The organism is Methanomethylovorans hollandica DSM 15978 (assembly GCF_000328665.1).
Classification (GTDB): domain Archaea; phylum Halobacteriota; class Methanosarcinia; order Methanosarcinales; family Methanosarcinaceae; genus Methanomethylovorans; species Methanomethylovorans hollandica.
The window spans coordinates 1,012,683-1,029,226 of sequence record NC_019977.1; the positions used below are offsets into that span (position 1 = coordinate 1,012,683).

At 43.7% G+C, this 16,544-nt stretch carries 12 protein-coding genes and 1 pseudogene; 7 read left to right on the forward strand and 6 right to left on the reverse strand.

What is annotated here, in order from left to right:
* Positions 1-161 precede the first annotated feature (161 nt).
* Positions 162-1,097 (forward strand): magnesium transporter CorA family protein, encoded by a 936-nt coding sequence (locus METHO_RS04910; RefSeq protein WP_015324425.1) that lies wholly within the window; start codon positions 162-164, stop codon positions 1,095-1,097.
* Positions 1,098-1,350: 253 nt separating this feature from the next.
* Here the strand turns inward: METHO_RS04910 and METHO_RS04915 are convergent, their stop codons facing one another.
* From METHO_RS04915 to mtbC, 6 genes and pseudogenes are all read right to left on the reverse strand, one after another.
* A complete protein-coding gene (locus METHO_RS04915; RefSeq protein ID WP_015324426.1) occupies positions 1,351-1,857 on the reverse strand; it encodes a chemotaxis protein CheW in 507 nt (168 codons plus the stop codon).
* Positions 1,858-2,143: 286 nt separating this feature from the next.
* On the reverse strand, positions 2,144-2,569 hold the full coding sequence (locus METHO_RS04920) for an FKBP-type peptidyl-prolyl cis-trans isomerase (protein ID WP_015324427.1): 426 nt from the start codon (positions 2,567-2,569) through the stop codon (positions 2,144-2,146).
* 122 nt (positions 2,570-2,691) lie between these two features.
* Positions 2,692-3,333 carry an NAD(P)H-dependent oxidoreductase gene (locus METHO_RS04925; RefSeq protein ID WP_015324428.1) on the reverse strand — a complete coding sequence of 214 codons (642 nt, stop codon included), beginning with the start codon at positions 3,331-3,333 and terminating at the stop codon, positions 2,692-2,694.
* A 165-nt stretch (positions 3,334-3,498) separates the two neighbouring features.
* Complete coding sequence (locus tag METHO_RS04930; RefSeq protein WP_015324430.1) at positions 3,499-4,959, reverse strand: APC family permease; 1,461 nt, start codon at positions 4,957-4,959, stop codon at positions 3,499-3,501.
* A gap of 118 nt (positions 4,960-5,077) precedes the next feature.
* Positions 5,078-6,478, reverse strand: a pseudogene (gene mtbB, locus METHO_RS04940) ([dimethylamine--corrinoid protein] Co-methyltransferase).
* 11 nt (positions 6,479-6,489) lie between these two features.
* Positions 6,490-7,134, reverse strand: a complete 645-nt coding sequence (gene mtbC, locus METHO_RS04945; protein ID WP_015323501.1) for a dimethylamine corrinoid protein MtbC — start codon at positions 7,132-7,134, stop codon at positions 6,490-6,492.
* Positions 7,135-7,475: 341 nt separating this feature from the next.
* Between mtbC and METHO_RS04950 the strand changes: the two genes are divergently transcribed.
* The 6 genes from METHO_RS04950 to pdxS all read left to right on the forward strand — a co-directional run bounded on the left by METHO_RS04950 (position 7,476) and on the right by pdxS (position 16,523).
* Positions 7,476-9,518 (forward strand): histidine kinase dimerization/phosphoacceptor domain -containing protein, encoded by a 2,043-nt coding sequence (locus METHO_RS04950; protein WP_015324432.1) that lies wholly within the window; start codon positions 7,476-7,478, stop codon positions 9,516-9,518.
* Between the two features lie 18 nt (positions 9,519-9,536).
* The gene (locus tag METHO_RS04955; RefSeq protein WP_015324433.1) at positions 9,537-9,959 is read left to right on the forward strand and encodes a response regulator; all 423 of its coding nucleotides are present in this window, start codon (positions 9,537-9,539) and stop codon (positions 9,957-9,959) included.
* An 80-nt stretch (positions 9,960-10,039) separates the two neighbouring features.
* A complete protein-coding gene (locus tag METHO_RS04960; RefSeq protein WP_015324434.1) occupies positions 10,040-10,825 on the forward strand; it encodes a helix-turn-helix transcriptional regulator in 786 nt (261 codons plus the stop codon).
* A gap of 304 nt (positions 10,826-11,129) precedes the next feature.
* A complete protein-coding gene (gene gyrB / locus METHO_RS04965) occupies positions 11,130-13,034 on the forward strand; it encodes a DNA topoisomerase (ATP-hydrolyzing) subunit B (RefSeq protein ID WP_015324435.1) in 1,905 nt (634 codons plus the stop codon).
* 10 nt (positions 13,035-13,044) lie between these two features.
* Positions 13,045-15,540, forward strand: a complete 2,496-nt coding sequence (gyrA, locus tag METHO_RS04970) for a DNA gyrase subunit A (RefSeq protein ID WP_015324436.1) — start codon at positions 13,045-13,047, stop codon at positions 15,538-15,540.
* Positions 15,541-15,626: 86 nt separating this feature from the next.
* Positions 15,627-16,523: a pyridoxal 5'-phosphate synthase lyase subunit PdxS gene (gene pdxS / locus METHO_RS04975; protein ID WP_015324437.1), complete on the forward strand. Its 897-nt coding sequence runs from the start codon at positions 15,627-15,629 to the stop codon at positions 16,521-16,523.
* Positions 16,524-16,544 lie beyond the last annotated feature (21 nt).

Sequence of the window (16,544 nt, forward strand, 5' to 3'; positions counted from 1 at the left end):
CATTTGCGTTTATTATTTTTGTTGTGGCAGTGATCATGCTTCATCAGAAAGACATATATGTGTTAATAGTTTTCTTAAAAATCAGCTGAAGGCTATATAGAATTATGTTCATTCAGAATCAGGGACCATGATTGTATTATCTGGTAACATGGAGGTGTTTTATGTTCACTATTTACAGATCTATAGACAACGAGATAATAAGCCTCGATAAAATTGAAAAGGGAGCATGGGTAAATATCGTGGATCCCACTGAAGAAGAGATCGTCTATGTTTCTGAGAATCTTAAGATCCCTATAGAGTACCTCAAAGCTGCTTTGGACGAAGAGGAGCGTGCCAGGATCGAAGTGGACGAAGAATGCACCATTGTGCTGATAGATATTCCTGTGGCGAGCAAGGATGCGGCAGAAAGAGGGATCTACTATACCATACCCCTCGGGATCATAATAAATAATGAGAACATTGTAACTGTTTCTTTGAGAGAGAACCTGGTTATAAAACCATTCTTAGAAAATACGGTCAAGTATTGCTGGACGTTTAAAAAGACACGTTTCTTATTACAGATACTTTACCGCAACTCCATAGTTTACCTTCAGTATCTGCGAAATATAGACAAGACAAGTGACGTTATTGAAAGCCGGCTACACAGATCCCTGAAGAATGAGGAGTTGATTCAGCTCTTAGAACTTGAAAAGAGTCTGGTCTATTTTTCAACTTCCTTAAAAAGCAATGAGATCGTCCTTGAGAAGATCCAGAGAGCAAATCTAATAAAAATGTATCCTGATGACATGGAACTGCTAGAAGATGTCATCATAGAGAATAAGCAGGCCATAGAGATGGCTAATATTTACAGTAACATTCTCACCGGCACTATGGATGCCTATGCTTCCGTGATCTCCAACAACCTCAACATGGTACTGAAATTCCTGACTTCTGTTACGATAATTATATCGATCCCAACAATGGTTGCAAGTTTTTTTGGTATGAATGTACATGTCCCCTTCGAAAACAATCTACATGCATTTGTAATAATATTCATAATATCAACCTTGTTCTCTGTGATTTTAGCAGTTGTCATGTTCCGAAAAGAACTGTTCTAAAAAGTATATTCAAAACAGAATATAGATGAGTATTCCGATAAATCTCTTTTATGATCGATCTGCACAACCTTTTATCAACGCTAAGGTGTTAAGAAGTAAATAACAAGCTTCGCGTCTTTACGTTGAAAATTAATTGCATTAAGAAATAAATAAGAATCAAAACAATAGCAGAGCGAGTTCTGATATACTAAAGCGTCTTATTAAAAGGATTGGTGCTGAATTACAGTCCGGCTTCAGCATTGTTTGTAGCTTATCAGCAGTACACTACCTTTGAAGGTGCATCTTCCATTACCACTTTTGTGATATCAAGAAGTATCAGCATCCTATCTTCCAGTTTAGCAACGCTTTTTAAATAGTTGGCATTGATCTTACCGGAGATTATTTCAGGAACCGGCTCAAGCGTAGATAAAGGCAGTCTCAGGACCTCACTTACTGAATCCACTACAATGCCCACAACATTTTCATCTACTTCCGCTACTATGATACGGGAATTATCATCATGTACCTTTTGCTCCATACCGAACCTTGTATCCAGGTTAACTACAGTTATGATCTTGCCCCTTAAGTTGATGACACCTTTTACATAATCCGGAGAGTGCGGGATACGTGTAATATCGGGTATGCGGATGATCTCCTGTACCTGCATGATGTCAAGTCCGAATTCTTCTTCACCGAGCTGGAATATCACAAGCTGCAACAGTTCTTCCGAACGTGTTTCTTTTTTAAGTCCTGTTTCTTTTTTCCGTGCTGATTCTGCCATGAAGATACCTCAAAAGATTTAACAAGCATTATACTCACAGAATATATTTAAACATTATTATTTTAATAAATTGTATTTAATTAACTATACATAAAGAATGCCTGCTGATGTAAACGGAAAACAAGATAAAAAAATGCTTTTTGACCAATGTTTTTAAAATCTATGTATAAATATGTATGTATATATACATGCATATTTATATGTGCGCATGCATGTAAATCTCTCTAAAGCAAAGCCAAAAATTAAAAAGAAGTGTTGGACCCACAAGAGCCCAAAAACAGCAAATTCATGCTTCAATGATCTTAATACTAAAGGTCAGGGCCTGTCCGGCAAGCGGATGATTCACATCTATAATGATCGTTTCCTCTGTCAGCTCAGTTATCATTGCAGGCATTTCCTGACCATCAGTAGTTCCTAGCATAATAATCATGCCGACCTCGATCTCTGTATCAGACTGAAGTGCTGATCTTGGGAATGTCTGTATGAGATTCGGATCGTGTGCACCATAGGCTTCACTAGCTTCTATCCTGAAGGTTTTTTCCTCCCCCACTTCCATGCCTCGTACTGCATCTTCGAAACCCGGTATGACCTGTCGTGCTCCCACGGTGAATTCAAGAGGTTCGCCATGGTCTTCAGAACTATCAAAAACAGTACCGTCATCCAGTGTACCAGTATAATCTATCTTTATGGTATCTCCATCTTTTATTGCCAAAAATATCAACTCTGTGTATGCATTTGAAAATTGCCTTATGTAGCATAAATGAATGATCGATTAAAAAAGAGGTTCATCGAAATCCTCTGAATTGTCAAATAATTGCTTCGCATTGCAATTTATCAGAGACCTTTCAATATCTCCCCGTAGTTTTCCAGACGCTGCTGTCCTTTTTCCTGTGACTGGCTGTTCACAGAGAACATTATGTACGAAGGTAATACCTCAAGACCAACATACTCAAAAATACAATGAGTGATGTATTTTAAAAGTGTATGGATATCCCCATGTGACCCGCCTTCCGAATACGTGTTCTCATCAGCTCCGGTGGTAATTGTCATCATGACCTTCTTGCCTTTTAATAGACCATTTTCATAGACACCCTGAGTGATGGGGTCAAATGCAAAGCCTGCTGTAAAGATCCTGTCGAGCCAGCCTTTCATGATGGCAGGCATACCAGTGAAGTAGATCGGGAACTGGAATATGAGCAGATCAGCCCATTTTACCTTATCCATCTCTTCCATTATATCCGCCACAAAAGTACCTGTCTTAGTAGCATTGATCTGCTCAGGAAAAAGAGCCAGTTTTTCAGGCTTTTTCCTTTGCATGAAGTCATTGGCATCAAGCACAGGCTTGAAGTGCATGGCATAGAGATCGCTGACCTTAACATTGTGACCGGTCTTTTCAAATGTTTCCACAGCAACAGCCTTCAGAGCTGCGTTAAACGATGCAGGTTCCTGGTGTGCATAAATATAAAGTACATTCATATTGATCTTATATCCTTTATGAGGTAGTACTATATGAGAATAGTCCTCCATCAAAGTTCAAATAATCAAAAGGCCTGCACATCAGTAAGTAGAAGTATAAAAAGACAAAAAAATAAGAATGCCACTCTTATCCAAGAGGGCATTTTCGTGCAATGTGATCTCACATCAGGCTTTGTTTTTGGCTACATGCACTTCGTGCTGAGAGTATAACCACAGTGGAATGTACAGACTCAGCACAATGAAACCTACAATTGTAGAGGTCCAGCCGATCTCAAGGCTGTTGAGATAGACAATACCAATAAGACACAGAGGCAGGTTGAAAAGACCAAAGAGCAGTGCAACGTTCTTCCAGCCGGATGGAGCCTTGAAAGGCCTGTCCAGAGCAGCAAGTCGTGGGTTTGACTTAGCCTTAAAGTATGCAAACAGGCTGATACCGTTGGCACAGACATATCCGATAGCAGATGCCGCCAGAATGGCAGTAGGTGTTCCAAAAGATATGAGACCCAGGTTGAACAGAGCTATCACGACCATAGCAACTATAGGAGTACCATTAGCATTGATCTTACCAAAAACACGTGGCAGGTTGCCTTCAGTTGCCATGGAGTGCATAGCCCTTGCAGACCCCAGGAAAGCTGTCTGGATGATCAGAACCATTGCTGCCACAAGCATGATAATGGCTATGTATGTACCAACAGTGCCCAATGCGGCCTGAGCCAGCGGCAACATGGGAGAAACAGGTTGTGCAAGCACTCCTTCCACACCCAGCGTCCCTGTAACCGCTGTCTGGACAAGAATATAGGTGAACAGACAGACTGCACCACAACTGAACAAAGCCTTAGGAACATCAGAACCTGGTTTCTTATATTCAGGACCATATATGGCCGCTGTTTCCCACGCGCATGCACTCCACTGTGCCATTGCGAAAATACCCAGCAGGATCAGTATATGATGTAAATCCCAGGCCCAGTCCGCTGGGAACCATGAGCCAGTAATGTTGGACAGTACAAAATCACCGGTTGCAAAGGGAGATAATGTGATTATTGCCAGTGGTGCAAGGGACAGGAAAGCAAGTATATAACCCATAGTTGCACCACTTGAAAGCCCTCTGGAATTAATTAAAAGCAGAGTTGAATATATCACAACACCTGCAGCAAGAGACAAACTGTATGCTGAATACCCGGAAAGTGCAGGGATCAGACCCTGAAGATAACTTCCCACAAGGATTGCAAAAATAGCGAGCACAGGGTTCCATGCGAACCAGTAGCTCCATGCACTGAAGCCTCCTATGAGATTACCTTTGTCGTATTTTGATTTGCCATCGCCTTTAAATACATTCTGGGCAAATCCGGGAAGTCCGGAAGCATTAGGGAAGGTTGTGGCAAGTTCTCCGTAGGCAAGATTCTGCATAAAACCCTGGAACACGGAAAGACCCCACACAATAATTGCAAATGAGTATAGATAACTTGCAAAATAACCTATAGATGGTAATATAAGGAGAGGTACACCAATAGCAATAGCAAGACCCTGTTTCCAGTCAATGGTTCGTTCCAGGCTGCCGCCTTCACACACGACCTTGGAACATTGAGCTGCTTGTTGCCAGTCAACTCCTTCTTCTTTAGAAGCCATAATTATCACTCCTTCATTATTATAACTACTCTACTTAGCTAATTCTATTGAATCTCTATGAGAGAAGTCGGGCCGTTCCCCTGCACCGCAAGTTCCCGGCCCCGCGACTTAAACTAAGTTATCTCAGCTTACCTCTGAACTTCTCACAGCAGTTGATCTTGATATCAAGCAGCTTTTCGATGTTCATCTTTGCAGCAATTCCCTTGGGGGCACCTGCAACGGATGTTATGACACCGATACCGAGCTCTTCCCTGAGATCTCTCATGACATACTCGTCAGAAAGATCCATTGTGGAAACTCCCAGTTTCTTAGCCACATAGTCCTTTGCATCGTTAAGCCTCATGTTCTTGGAGAATTCCATCCTTGCCACAAGGTCACCAGCTGCCCTGATACCGCTCATACCGGAGGTCATTATGTGAGTGATCGGCATACCCATCGGGTCGCCGACCCCTATCTATATACCATCCACGCCAGCAATTTCCACCATGGCCTTGCTGGCCCTGGAAACTGCATCAATGGTCGGGGTCTCAAGCATTGGGATACCACCCACACCCATACCCATGTTAACATGACATGGTATTGGTGATACCTTCACAGCCTCTTTTACAAAAGTGACTGCCCTGGCGAGGTTCCAGGCTGAGGATTTGCTGGTGTTTGTGTTCACCACAGGTCCGAATACATTGGCACCTGCCTTTGCTGCCAGAGGAGCCTGCTGGTGTGGCCACAGACCTGCGAGTGTGGTGTTATCATACTGCAGCTCACCGTGCATACCCAGTACAAGTTCGCCTGCCATACCCACTTCAATATACATGTCAGGATACTGTTTTCTCAAGGCTTCCACTGCCCTCAGGGTTGCGAACATGTCACCATCGCCGGCTGCACCGGTAGTATCAAAGTTAGCACCATCTGCACCCGCGAACATCATCTTCTGCATGATCCAGACTATGTCTCTGGTCAGATGATCAGCAGCGTGCTCCATAGATGCCTGGGCCTCAGTGATCTTGAATGCCTTCATCAGGTCACCAGGGTTCTCGAAAGGACCATCAGGAGTGTAGTACAGGCCCATGTTAGGCATAGCACCGTAGAACAGAGGTACTATCATGTTCTGCTGGCATACTTCCATTGCCTGCTGTTCCTGTGAGATGACAGGCTTCACTGGCTTATAGCTGTAGTCTATGTGACCAAGTTCCATGGTGTCTGCGCCCATGGCCCTCTCGTGTATCATACACCCTGCAAGCCTGCTTGTGGGGATACCCACACCGCTGTTACCCTGATCACCATCAAGCCTGATGGTGCCTATGTCATGGGTTACTGGTACTTCTTTACCTGGCTCTACACCGACCATTCTGGCAGGCATCATCAGGATCTCGGCCAGCTTGTCCAGCTCATTGCCGGTCAGTGCTGGAATACTTCCCAGGTCTGCAGCATCTGCAGTACCTGCTTCCAGATCGGCTCGGATCTGTTCCTTCGTAAGGAAGATCCTCTTACCGTCTCCCATCCTCAAAGCATATTCTGTCATTTATATCACCTTTAAAGCAGAAGCTCTTTTGCCCTTGTAACGGCTTCGCTTGCATTTTCTGCATAGCAGTCAGCGCCTATCTTATCGGCCCATGTCTGGGTTGCCGGTGCACCGCCTACCATGACCTTGATCTTGTCCCTCATGCCCTGTTCCTTGAGCATCTCGATGACATCCTTCTGACCTGCCAGCGTGGTGGTCATCAGAGCGGAAAGACCTATCATCTGGGCGTTGGTTTCCTTGGCCTTGTCAATAAAGTTCTGCAAAGGTACGTCCCTGCCGATGTCATGTACTTCAAAACCTGCAGATTGCAGCATGGTGGACACAATGGACTTGCCAATGTCATGCACGTCACCCTCAACGGTACCGTTGACGATAACGCCCAGTTTCTTGGAAGCTTCTCCCTTAGGCATGTCGGCTTCCAGGAGATTGACGCCTTCCTGCATAGCACCTGCAGCCATCATAACGTGGGGTAAGAACAGTTTACCTCTCTCGAACATGACACCCACTTCGTTCATACCTGCTGCAAGACCCTTTTCTATGATCTCAGCAGGTGCAATACCCTGGCCTTTTGCCTTGCTTACAGCAGCGACCACAACATCCTTTTTACAGGAAATTATAGCATCTGCTAATTCCTTGAACATTTCTTCTTTGCTCATCTTAAACCTCCTCTTTTAACTTAACCCAGCTTATTTGAAAGTTGGTCAGCATGGTTAACAAGCTAGAATTTATGTATGCTAAGAGGCGCTATATATCCTAAATTCAAGTCAATATATCTTTAATGATATAATATTTAACTTATAGCATAATATCATATTAATAAGTAATTACTATGCTGTTGTTATAATATTACAATACCATTGCAACCTTCGCTGTAGTTTATTATAAGAATTAAACAAAGATACTTACTAAGGCCTTTGTACTGTATTTACAATAATGTTGTGATATTGCATTACTTTATTTCATATTTCAAGTTGGACAGCAAAAGGTGTTACACTCCATGAGATGGAAAAATGTTTCTCTAACGGTAAAACTAATCTTTTATATGGTTATGGGCGTACTGCTAGTGCTTGCCAGCACAACTGCGATGATAATTTCCACGGTAACCACTCAGGAGAAGGCTCTTGCATATCAGCAGGCTATTGAAATGGCTAGAAGTTATGCCAACGAGTTCAACGGGGATATGGAAGCTAACCAGGCTATTGGAAAAACAATAGCTACTTCCATGAGTAATTATGAGTCTTCCGATAGGGATGAAGTGAACAATATGCTTTATGCTATATTGGTCGCTCACCCCACATTGATGGGCACATATGTGGCATATGAGCCCAATGCTTTTGATGGGAACGATGAACTGTATGTAAATGTGTCAGGACATGATGCAACCGGTCGGTTCATACCGTACTGGAACAAGATGAATGGTACAATTAAGATTGATCCACTTCTATATTACGATACCTCTGATTATTACCAGTTGCCAAAGAAGTTGCAGGCAGATGTGCTTACTGAGCCTTATTACTATGAGGGCGCGTTCATAGTAAGCTATGCTTCTCCCATAATGAAAAACGACACCTTCATAGGTATTGGTGGCGTTGATGTTTCATTATACTATCTTGATGATATCCTGAGCAATGTCAAAGCCTTTGATACTGGCTATGCTTTCATGACCAGTAATTCAGGCATGCTTTTATCCTACCCATATAACAAGCAATGGATAGGCAATAAGACATTGTATGATTTTGAGATAGATAATTTCTCACATGCTGCAGATGATATTAGAATGGGTAAAAGCGGACATGTAGAAACCATAGACCCGAACACAGGCAAAAGAGTGGTAATGTTCTATGAGCCCATAAGGACAGGTAATTTCTCTTTTGTACTGGTGGTCCCAAAGGACGAGATCTTCGCTGGAGTAATGGCCCTGAGAACAAAACTGTTGTTCATTTCCATGGCTGCTGTCATTTTCATGGCTGCAATAGCATATCTTATAGCCCTTTCAGTGACAAGGCCCATCAAACAGATAGTGGCAGGCTTCAAAATGATCTCTAAAGATGCCGTTAAAGGCAAGCTTGACACAAGGGCAAGCAGTGATGTGGAAATAGATTTCAGGGAAATACCACGTGGTCTCAACGAGATCCTGGATGCTGTCATAACGCCTGTAAGAGATACTATAAGAGTGACAAATGCCCTTGCTAAGGGAGAGCTTGAAACGAGGTCTAAACTGGATGTCCAGGGAGAATTCAAACAGCTTGCGGATACGCTGGATGATTTTGCCGAATCCCTGGATACAATGATCAAAGATTCAAATGCCGTACTCACTGCAGTGCAGAATAATGATTTCTCACATGAGGTACAGGTACACGGAGAAGGAGATTTCAGGATCCTAACGGAAGGCATTGACAGGACACGTGAAACCCTGGACCATATGATGGCTGAACGTAAGCAGATAGAGCAGATCCGTAAAAAAGAGATACACCACCGTATAAAGAACAACCTGCAAGTCATCTCAAGCCTGCTTGATCTGGAATCCGATAAATTTCAGGACCCTTTGGTTATAGAAGCTTTCAGGAACAGCCAAAGCCGGGTAATATCAATGGCTTTGGTACACGAAGAACTATACAGGTCTGAAGACATGGAGAGCATTGATTTTTCTGATTATATCCTCAAGCTTGTAAATGACCTTTCACGCTCCTACAGAACGGATAATCGGAAGGTCAATATCAGAACGCGCATAGAGAATGTTTTTCTGGATATGGATGTAGCCATACCTCTGGGTATGATAGTGAACGAGTTGGTATCCAATTCTTTCAAACATGCTTTCGGACCAGAGGATACAGGAGATATTCTCATTGATCTGAGCTGTGACAGGAAAAAGTTCACATTGGTGATATGTGACAACGGTAAGGGTTTCCCCGAAGATGTTAATTTCAGAGAGACCGAATCATTGGGATTACAGCTTGTGACCACACTAGTGGATCAGATAGACGGAACCATTGAACTTGAAAGGAATGATGGTACGAGGTTTACAATAAATTTCAAATGAATGAAATAGGTGAATTCAGTGGACGAAATAAAGATACTGGTAGTAGAGGACGAGAATATAATCGCTCTGAATATAAAGAAAAAACTTAAAAGTTTTGGTTATGAAATTCCTGCCATTGCCTCTACAGGAGAAGAAGCTGTCAAAATGGCTGAGATCATTTTACCGGACCTAATCCTCATGGATATAATGCTGAAAGGGGATATGGATGGAGTGGAAGCTGCAAAAGAAATAAGGAAACATTTTGACATCCCTATCATCTATCTGACAGCTTACTCAGATGATAAGGTATTGGAAAGAGCAAAGATAACTGAACCCTATGCTTACATTGTGAAACCCTTCAAGGCTAATGACCTGCGTTCCAACATCGAGATGACTCTTTATAGGCATAGTGTAGAGAAGGAGGACAAAAGGAAAAAAGCTTCTTTAGAAGGAAGGATATAGACAAATGTTTCCTTTTGTTCCATCCAACATTTATACTGAGAATAGTACATAAGTATTCTAATAGAAATAGTGAGGGATAAATGAAAACTTCCCTGATAGACACCATGCTCAACTCAGAAAAGAGAAAGAATTTGCTGCTTCTGCTTATGGAAGGAGAGAAAGGTCGGGACGAGATCAAAACATCTCTTAATGTGACTTCTACGGCTATCATCCCACAGATAAAGAAACTAAAAGAATGCGGTCTTGTTATTCAGGAGGAAGACCGGTATCGTCTTTCAAACATGGGTGAAGTACTGGTCGAGAACATGCTACCTTACCTCAATATTGTGGAGGTGTTCGAGGAGAACACGGAATACTGGCTGACCCATGACCTTACAGGTATACCATGGCCGTTATTAAAAAGACTAGGCGAACTTGGAAATTATCTTATCATTGAACCTGATCTTAATTATCTTTTTGAGTTCCCCAGGGAATTCAAGGAAAACATTTTAAAGTCGAATTATGTAAAGGTTTTTACTGCTTACTTTCATCCGGAATATCCTGCGATTTACTCAAAACTTGCCGAGCAGGATGTAAATGTTTCCCTTGTGCTTACACCTTCTGTTCTGGCAAGATTCCAGAAGGATTATGCTGAACAGATGGAAAAACTGGAGATTGCAGATAACACAGAGATTCTGATCACCAATGACATATGTGGGCTGGCTACCATTGTAACTACTGACAGGTTCCTATTTTTGTGTTTCTTCAATAAAAGTGGCCACTATGACCACCGTATCATTATGAGCTTCGATCCGAAGGCCCTGCAATGGAGCCAGGAACTGTTCCTGCAGTATAGGGAAAACGCTGAAAGAGTGAAAAGGGATTAAATGTACTGAGTTCGATAAAGAGGGATTTCTTTACAGCAAACCTTTTTTACTGTTATAAATAGTACTTAATTATTTGAGTATGCTGAAATATTTTGATATACTGGCAATAATCAGATCACTCCATCTATCTAAGTATATAAACCTTTATGAATAATGAATGCTATATTCAGCAAAGCATTAATTTAAGAAAAATGCATCAGTAGATAAAAAAACAGCAATTCTAACTTCATTTCTGGGCGGTCTTAGACCATGGGTTTTAAACACAATTCAGTTATTAATTCATTAAATTCACGGAGATCAATATATGGGCGATAAAGATGTTTACGATGCCACGCATATTCAGGTGCTTGAGGGTCTGGAGGCCGTGCGCAAACGTCCCAGCATGTATATAGGGAGCACTGATAACAGGGGCCTCCATCACCTTGTCTATGAAGTGGTGGACAACAGCATTGATGAGGCGCTGGCAGGTTTCTGTAATCAGATAGATGTTATAATAAACTCGGATGGTTCCTTGACCGTGCAGGACAACGGCAGGGGAATTCCTGTGGACACCTATCCTAAATATAACAAGTCTGCACTTGAAGTGGTAATGACCATACTGCATGCCGGCGGTAAGTTCGATAAAAGCTCATACAAGGTTTCCGGCGGGTTGCACGGTGTAGGTGTTTCGGTGGTGAACGCCCTATCAGAATGGACAGAGGTTTATGTAAAACGTGATGGAAATCTGTATTACCAGCGCTATGAGAAGGGGGTGCCTATTGCCGATGTACAGGTATTTGGGAAAAGTGAAGGCACTGGCACAACGGTCACTTTCAAACCAGATAAATCCATACTTGAGACCACTGTTTTTATCTTTGACACGCTTGTTACCCGTCTGAGAGAACTTTCTTTCCTTAATAAAGGCCTGAAGATCACTATTTCTGACAGGCGTACATCTGAAGAGGAAAAAGAGGTTTTCCAGTACGAAGGCGGTATTATATCCTTTGTTGAGCACCTGAACCAGAAACGCAATGTGCTCCACAAGGACGTTATATACTTCGAAAGGGAAAAAGAAGGTACTATAGTAGAGATAGCCATGCAGTACACTGACAGCTATAATGAGTCAGTGTATTCATTTGCTAATAATATAAACACACATGAAGGTGGTACGCATCTTGTGGGATTCAAGGCAGCTCTTACACGTGTTGCCAATGATTACATCAAGAAGAACAACCTTGCCAAAGGCGATGATAAGCTTTCAGGTGAGGACATAAGAGAAGGTTTGACCGCTATCATCAATGTGAAACTTACAGAACCTCAGTTTGAAGGACAGACAAAGACCAAGCTTGGGAATAGTGATGTTAAAGGTATTGTTGAGTCCATGGTCTCTGAAGGTCTTGCCGAGTTCATGGAAGAGAATCCAAAGGTCGCAAATGCGATCCTGCAGAAAGCACTGGATGCCCAGCGTGCAAGGGAAGCAGCCAAAAAGGCAAGAGAACTTACCCGCCGTAAAAATGCCCTTGATATAAGCACTCTGCCTGGCAAACTTGCAGACTGTTCTGAAAAAGATCCTTCACAATGCGAATTATACCTTGTGGAGGGTGACTCTGCAGGCGGCTCAGCAAAACAGGGTCGTGACCGGCGTTTTCAGGCCATTCTGCCTTTCCGTGGTAAGATCCTTAACGTAGAGAAAGCCCGGCTCTCCCGCATACTAAAAAACACTGAGGTGCTGTCTCTTATCACTGCCATGGGTACGGGCATAGGGGATGATTATGATATCAGCAGAGCCCGGTATCACAGGGTCATTATTATGACGGATGCTGATGTAGACGGTGCCCATATAAGGACTCTTATACTTACTTTATTCTTCAGATACATGCGCCCTCTGATAGATGAAGGGTATGTATACATTGCACAACCTCCTCTCTATCGTATCAAAAAAGGTCAGGCAGAGCATTATGTGTACTCTGACAGGGAGCTCAATGCCAAACTGAAGGAACTTGGAGATAAAGGTATTAACATCCAGCGTTACAAGGGTCTGGGAGAAATGAATCCCGGACAGCTGTGGGAAACCACTATGAATCCTGAGACCAGGACCATATTGCAGGTCACTCTGGAGGATGCAGTGGTTGCAGATGAAATGTTCTCCATACTGATGGGTGATGAAGTAGAACCCCGCAAGAACTTCATAATGAAGAATGCCAAACTGGTCACTAATCTGGATATTTGAGGTGTAGCACATGGCAGATGATAATAAAGAAAATAATGGAATGGATGAGAATCCTCTGGGTATCCAGCCTACAGACACAGGTGAGAAGATAGTTCCTGTCCTCATAGAGGAAGAAATGAAGAACTCCTACATCGATTATGCCATGAGCGTGATCGTGGGGCGTGCCCTGCCTGATGCAAGGGATGGTTTGAAACCTGTCCACAGAAGGATACTGTATGCCATGTACGAAGCCGGCATCACCCACGACAAGCCCTATAAGAAGTCTGCCCGTGTAGTGGGAGACGTGCTGGGTAAATATCACCCACATGGTGATTCTGCGGTGTATGAAAGTATTGTAAGGATGGTGCAGGAGTTCTCCCTGCGTTATCCTTTGATAGATGGCCAGGGTAACTTTGGTTCTATTGATGGCGATTCTGCAGCTGCCATGCGTTACACCGAAGCACGCATGAGCAAGATTTCTGATGAAATGCTCCAGGACCTGGATAAAGGAACGGTCCTGATGAACCCTAACTATGATGGTTCTATGGAAGAACCTTCCGTGCTGCCGGCAAAGCTTCCGAACCTGCTGATCAATGGATCCACAGGTATTGCAGTAGGCATGGCCACCAACATGGCGCCTCATAATTTAGGAGAGGTTGTGGATGCAACCCTTATGCTTATAGAAAATCCTTCTTCCACCATACATGACCTTATGACTGTTGTCAGGGGGCCGGATTTTCCTACAGGTGGAACTATTCTGGGCATGCATGGCATACGGGAAGCCTATGAGACTGGCAGAGGTAGGATACAGCTGCGGGCTGTGGCTGCCATAGAAGAGATAAGAAAGGACAAGAACGCTATTATTGTAACCGAGATACCTTATCAGGTAAACAAATCTAAGCTCATCGAGGATATTGCGTTACTTGTCAGGGAGAAGAAGATCGTAGGTATCTCTGATCTGAGAGATGAGTCAGACCGTGACGGTATCCGGGTAGTTATAGAGATTAGCAGAAACGCTGATCCGAACGTGGTACTCAACCAGTTGTATAAACATACCCAGATGCAGACGACCTTTGGCATCATCAACCTGGCATTGGTGGACAATGTGCCACTGGAACTTAACCTGAAACGTATCTTACAGATCTACTTGGAACACAGGATAGATATCATCCAGAAACGTACCCAGTTCCAGTTAAGAAAAACTGAGGAACGTGCCCATATACTCCGGGGCCTGAAGATAGCCCTTGACCAACTGGATGCTGTGATATCTCTCATACGTGCTTCGGCTACGGTGGAGGAAGCACGATCTGGACTGGTAGCTAACTTCGGGCTGGATGAGATCCAGGCAAAGTCTATCCTCGACATGCGCCTGCAGAAACTCACTGGCCTTGAAAGGCAGAAAGTGGAAGATGAGTACGAAGAGCTCATGAGGCTCATTGCAGAATACCTGTCCATCATTGGAAGCGACGAGAAGAAATATGAGATGATCAAAGCAGAACTTATTGAGCTTAAGCAAAAATATAACAATGAGCGCAGAACGCAGATCAAGGCTTCACATGTCGAGCTTGATCTTGAAGATCTCATACCGCAGGAAGATGTGATAGTCACCATTACTAACAGCGGGTACGTTAAAAGACTGCCTGTAAGCACATATTCCCAACAGCACAGGGGAGGTAAAGGCGTTATTGGTATGGAAACCAAGGAAGAGGATTTCGTGGAGAACATCTTCGTTGCTTCCAGTCATGACTATATCATGTTCTTTACCAATAAGGGAAGACTATACTGGAAAAAGGTCTATGAGATCCCTGAGGGAAGCAGGCAGTCCAAAGGTAAAGCCATAGTCAATCTGCTGGAGCTGGGAGAAGGAGAATATGTTACTGCTATGATACCCGTAAAGGAATTCACAGATGATCAGTACCTCTTTATGGCTACACGCTCAGGAACTGTTAAAAAGACATCTCTTTCGGATTTCAGCAATCCACGCAAAGGCGGCATCATAGCGGTCACTCTGCTGGAAGATGATGAGCTTGTGAACGTGGCCCTGACCGACGGATCAAAAGATGTGGTATTGGTATCAAGACACGGCAAAGCCATCCGATTCTCAGAGAACGATGTCCGATCCATGGGCAGGAGTGCACAGGGTGTGCGTGGCATCAAACTCGAGCAGAGCGACAAAGTAGTAAGCCTGGATGTGGTGGATGAACACTCTACCTTATTAAGTATTACTGAAAATGGGTTCGGTAAACGTACCGAGTTTGGAGAATACCGCACAATGCGCCGTGGAGGCATGGGTGTCATTACCATAGTGACAAGTCTGCGTAACGGGCCTGTGGTCAATGTTAAAGCTGTACGTGAGGAAGATGAGGTGATGATCACCAGTTCCGAAGGCATAGTTATCCGTATACCTGTCACAGATATCAGAATACAGGGCAGGAACACCCAGGGTGTTAAGATAATGGATGTACGCCAGGGAGATAAGGTGGTAGGTGTGGCCCGCATAGAGCCTGAGAACGGAGAAGAGAAGTAATGCTTATAAGCATTACTTCCAATTAGGAACATTTATTTATACGTGAGCGCGTAGGATGTCCAAGATAGAATTATAGGATGAGAATTATGGAACTTGAGAAACTGAGACATGGTACTGAACTGATCAAGCGTGGTTTTGCCAGCATGCAGAAAGGAGGTGTCATTATGGATGTGACAAATCCCGAACAGGCAAAGATAGCAGAGGATGCCGGAGCAGTTGCGGTGATGGCTCTGCAGGCCGTGCCGGCCGACATCAGGAAAGCCGGGGGTGTTGCAAGGATGGCAGATCCTCAGATAATAACGGAGATCATCGAATGTGTAACCATCCCTGTCATGGCAAAAGCACGTATCGGACACTTTGTAGAAGCTGAGATTCTGCAGGCTCTGGGAGTTGATATGGTGGACGAGTCTGAGGTGCTTACACCAGCAGATGAAAAATTCCATATAGATAAGACCCAGTTCACCGTTCCTTTCGTGTGCGGAGCCCGTAACCTTGGAGAAGCATTGCGCAGGATCAATGAAGGTGCTGCAATGATACGCACCAAAGGCGAAGCCGGCACGGGAGATGTAAGGGAAGCTGTGCGTCACATGAAACAGATCACAGGAGAGGTCAGAGCCCTTGCAGGCAGGAATAAGGAAGAATTGATGTCCACAGCCCGCGATATCGAGGCTCCTATTGAGCTTGTTATTGAAACTGCACAGCTGCAGAGGTTACCTGTGGTGAACTTTGCAGCAGGCGGCGTGGCAACACCGGCAGATGCAGCCCTTATGATGAGATTAGGTGCTGACGGTGTGTTCGTAGGTTCTGGAATCTTCAAGGCAGAGAAACCTGAGCTTATGGCATCGGCCATAGTGGAAGCCGTCAATAACTATGATAAGCCTCAGGTGCTTGCAGAGATATCAAAAGGCATTGGTGCTGGCATGAAAGGCATAAGCACGGATACAATCCCTCCTGAGCAGGCTTTACAGACCAGAGGATGGTAAATCCTCTTCTTTTTCAGGGTG